Below are 4,377 nucleotides of genomic sequence, written 5' to 3' on the forward strand. Positions count from 1 at the left end.
TAAACTCAATCAAGGATGAGCCAGAGCCTCCAAAACAAAACCCGCTCTGATGTCCCAAATTATCTGACGACGGACAGGAAAGTTACTCGGCCACGATCATGCAGTTTCTGCAGATCGTTCTTTCGGATCCATCCCATCCGGCCTTTTCCCAATCCGAGCTTTGCCGCAAGATGATCGGCGAGCAATGTTTTGGAACCCATTACGAGGATCGCGAGGCTGCCATCGCTGCATATCACCGTCGAATGGAAGATGTGCGCGCCCATGTTTCGCCGGACCGGCTGCTCGAATACCGGCTTGGGTCCGGTTGGGAACCGATCTGCGACTTCCTCGAGGTTCCGATCCCTTCAACTTCTTTTCCGCGTTCGAATCAGCGCGACGAATTCTTCAAGAATTTTGACCCCAACGCCGTCATTGCGTGACATGTCGCGATGGACGGGTCCCGGCTCGACTCCGTCATCTGAGTTATTCTGTCAGGTAACCTGCCGATCGTTGGGGGCGGATGACCGGGTCGCGGACAAAAAGGACATTGTGGCGATTTGGATTATCGACTGGAGTCGAAGCAAGAGCTGCCATCCAACGTATTTGGTCGAGCGGCTCCAGTGAACGAACAACGCGACAATTCGGTGGCAAGGTTGGCGGAGCGGCACTTCATTTCTAGCTCTCCGGCATTCCGGCGAGGCGCAGACTTTCAAACAAAAGTCGCGTCGCTTCATTGTCCTGATAGCCCGAGCGTTCACGCATCCCGGAGATCGTGTCGCCGGGTATCCGATGCCATCCGGCGCGGTCTAGGAACGCAGGCTCCATTTCGTCCATCATATGTCGATGGTCAAGATAACCGCCATGAAGCATGAGGATCGGCCACCCCGAACCGCGTTCCTCGAAGTTGACGTCAATTCCATTTACTTGGATCAGCATCTTTCCACTCCACAGGCCACCTGAAGATCTCATAATCATAGAACTTATCAAGATTGTCACCTGCTATGCCAGACAGGGTTGCTTCGTAAACGGCTACCTTATGCAAACTGCTGCGTTGCAACGAATGGCGGGAAAGTCCTGCACATCAGCCGCTCGACTGACTCCGCATCAAGGTCCGCTCTGATGGGCTCTGCTGTTTCGCATCATGTCCGCTCCGGGCTGGAAGCTGACGTGTTCCCGTGATCCAGATATCAATTTTTCCTTGCGGGTCAGTTCTACTGCCGCTTGGCGCGATGGTTGTCACCCATTCAGAATCCTGTGAACGCTCATGCGGCTGATCCCCATCGTCTCGGCAATCTTGTAGGTGGATATAGAATGATTAACTCTTCCTTATGTCCTTGTTCCTATAAGTAAAATATACTGATTCATGAATAGACTATCATCCCCTTAAGGGAAGGGAGCCGGAAGGTATTAGTGTACGAAAAGTCCCTGTGCCCTCTGGCTTCCAATTTACCCTTTGGGGTGGATCACCTGGAACCGTTGATGGTGGTCATCCGGGGGGCATGGGCGGGGAACCGACATTCGCTGCGGACGCGAGATCTCATGGTGCCGTTTGTGGAAGCCGACATTCAGGCAGTCATCAAGGCTCGCTCTTTGCTGCACCGTCGCAAGGTGAACTTGGGCCTTTTTCAGATAGATGCTCTACCAACTACGAAAGGTCAGGAAATAATAGTGCGAACGCCACCCTTTTCAGTCATTAGATGGATGTCACTTGGAGTTGGATCAGCCCCAAAGAGCCATTACACTTAGCCCCAGAACAATCATGGAAAGACCAGCGATGCGAGCGGGAGCAAGTGTTTCCCCCAGAAAAACCACAGCCATGATTGTTACGACGACAAAGCTCATAGCAACGAACGGGTAGGCTAAAGACAGATCGACATGGCGAAGCGCAAAGAGCCAAAGCACCATACCGACGCTATAGCAGCTTAGTCCAGCGAGGACCCAAGGGGAGGTCAGCATCGTTATAGCCTTGATCAGGATCGTAGCACCCTCGGGCAGGATTGAACGCGCCACCCCAGCCTTGAAACATGTCTGACCAAGAGCGGACAGCAATACACTGCAGGAAATCAGTGTGAATCCAAAGGGTGTCATAGAGGGTGCCTTTCCCATTCTCAGATCAACTCGGGGCTAAGGACATGCTCTGACCGACAAACCCGTTCTGTTGCGCGATGAACAATTACCTTCCACCAACCGCTACCTTCCACCAACCGCGTTTTGCCGTAGGTATTCACAGAAACTTTAACCATTGTGGTCTGCAAGAGGCCAGAATATTATTAATGGTCAAGGTAGTGGATCATATTCGAGCGCCTTCTGGCTCCGCCTCTTGGCTGGCCGTGTGGATCACTTACAGATGACAAAAATGCTGGTATTCATCGCGCTTTTGCATATCGTCCTGCCCCATGCGCATTGGAATTGAAAGAAGCGACCGGGCTGCTTGTGAGAACTACGAGCATAGCAACTCTCTCGTCATTGTCGCGCTGTTTTTAACTGCGTTTGCCCTGCGAGCTGTAGGAGCGGACTACGGGTACTTTCACGGGGACGAACCCATAAATGCCGCGGCCCGCGTTCTATCGGGCGAACTGTCGCCAGGGCAGCATTTTTACCCGCCCTTGGTGAACTATCTCCACGCTGTAGGATTTGCCTTTCTTTTCTTGATCGGATTGATCCTCGATTGGTGGGACGGAGTTTCGGGTTTCCGAGGCCAGTATTTCGACGACCCGACCGTTTTTTACGTGACGGCTCGCCTGCTGACCGCAGCCATCGGGGCGATGACCGCGCCGCTGTTCTACCTGATTGCACGGCGACTGGGACTGGTGCCTTGGGCAGCACTGTTGGTTGGACTAGGCGGGGCCTTCTTTCCGCTTAGTGTGTTCATGTCGCATATCGCCAAGGGTGATGTGGCATTGGCGACTTCGTTCGTTGCTGTGATTTGGGCGATCATTGCCCGGCTCGACACAGGTAAACCCGGGAAGTGGGATATTTGGATTGCCGTGTTCGTTGTGCTTGCGGTTAGTTTCAAGCATAGCAGCGCCATCATTCTCGGACCGCTCTCAGTAGGAGTCGTTGCTCTGATCGCCCGCTCCGAAGGTGTCACGGCATTGACGAGGTCCCTCTTGCGGTTCTTGGCCACAATTGCATTGATATGGCCAGTTCTGAATATTGGAGTGCTTCTGGATTTCGCCAGTTTTCTCGAATTTCAGCGCATCCAATCAGTGATGTCGGTTCGAATGGACCAAGGGGTCGCACCCGGGTTAATAACGTTTCTACAGCGAGCACAAGATCCCATTCTGGGGCTCAATCCTGTGCATGCATTCATAGCTGCAGTCTTTCCGGCAATACTCGCTATACGTAGCTGCAAACTTCGACACAAACCGGTCTTGCTTGTCGTATGGGGCGCGCTCGTCATCGGATCGGTTGCGATTGCGGCAATGTCAGGCACGCGGCAGCCCGAGCACCTTTGGATCGCCAATTTTGCAGGATTCTACTGCTTGTCCTTTCTCGCTCTGATGGCGTTGATAGTTGGTTCGGCTGGTGTGCAGCGGGCCGCCGTTGCAGTAGTTTGGGCATTTGGTTTTATTGAAATTGTTATCGGAGCTGTGATCCCGATCCAGCAGGCATTGGCGATTCCTGTTCGAGATTTGACAGATGCATATATTGCGGAAGAGCTTGCCGACGAAATGATCCTGACAATGGTGGATATCGGGCTGCCGCAGCGACGTGAAGCGCAGGATATGCAGTTGGCACGATGGCATCGTTTGGCTGATCGATATGACGTTGAAATGCCGGAACTGGCCGAGGAACGTCTCATTCGGGAAAACGAGCCGAATTCCGTCTTCTACCTAGCAATGCCAACAGTCATGTATGGGCTTGAAGGCGTGGACGAGGACTCCGTGGAGTTTGAGGTTCAACCGCATGCCTGGCCACCACAGCGAGAGGAATGGGAGCTGGACTACTGGCTGGATCAAGGATTTCGGATTTTTCTTGTGTCAAATCTCGAGTATCATGTTCATGAAATTGAGTCCCAACTCATGCGGACGTTCTTCGAAGATTTGGTCGAGCGCTGCTCGATTGAGGCTCACTTCGATCCGACCAAACCCCTCTTTCTAGAGCGCGAAGTTGCGATTTTAAGGTGTTAACAACTGTATCTATCAGGGCGTCGGCGGAGCGAGAATTTGCAGTCGCGGCGAACGGCAGGTTCTAAGGGCTACACTGCAGCGCCGATACCGTGCCACCAATGTCTCTGATGGGCCGAAAACCTCAAAAACTGCTTTGGTTATTCTGTCTTCGCGTGCTGTGCCCAGAACTGGTGGATTCCTACCACAGCAGCCCGCCTTGTAGCGGACATGATCGAGCTGGCGAGGCAATACGGCAGCTACGGCTACCGTCGCGTAGCGGCATTGC

The 4,377-nt window shown here is 53.1% G+C and carries 3 protein-coding genes and 1 pseudogene; 2 read left to right on the forward strand and 2 right to left on the reverse strand.

The window, feature by feature from the left end:
- Positions 1 to 92 precede the first annotated feature (92 nt).
- Positions 93 to 419: pseudogene (locus tag ACROHD_RS20710) on the forward strand (sulfotransferase); the annotation flags it as partial.
- Between the two features lie 235 nt (positions 420 to 654).
- On the opposite strand, the gene ACROHD_RS20715 reads toward ACROHD_RS20710, so the two are convergent.
- Both ACROHD_RS20715 and ACROHD_RS20720 read right to left on the reverse strand, forming a co-directional pair.
- A complete protein-coding gene (locus ACROHD_RS20715) occupies positions 655 to 915 on the reverse strand; it encodes a hypothetical protein (RefSeq protein WP_432680339.1) in 261 nt (86 codons plus the stop codon).
- Between the two features lie 783 nt (positions 916 to 1,698).
- Positions 1,699 to 1,989 carry an EamA family transporter gene (locus ACROHD_RS20720; protein WP_432680340.1) on the reverse strand — a complete coding sequence of 97 codons (291 nt, stop codon included), beginning with the start codon at positions 1,987 to 1,989 and terminating at the stop codon, positions 1,699 to 1,701.
- 386 nt (positions 1,990 to 2,375) lie between these two features.
- Between ACROHD_RS20720 and ACROHD_RS20725 the strand changes: the two genes are divergently transcribed.
- Positions 2,376 to 4,112 carry an ArnT family glycosyltransferase gene (locus ACROHD_RS20725; RefSeq protein WP_432680341.1) on the forward strand — a complete coding sequence of 579 codons (1,737 nt, stop codon included), beginning with the start codon at positions 2,376 to 2,378 and terminating at the stop codon, positions 4,110 to 4,112.
- Positions 4,113 to 4,377: the final 265 nt, after the last annotated feature.

Source organism: Nioella aestuarii (assembly GCF_050896395.1).
Lineage (GTDB): Bacteria > Pseudomonadota > Alphaproteobacteria > Rhodobacterales > Rhodobacteraceae > Nioella > Nioella aestuarii.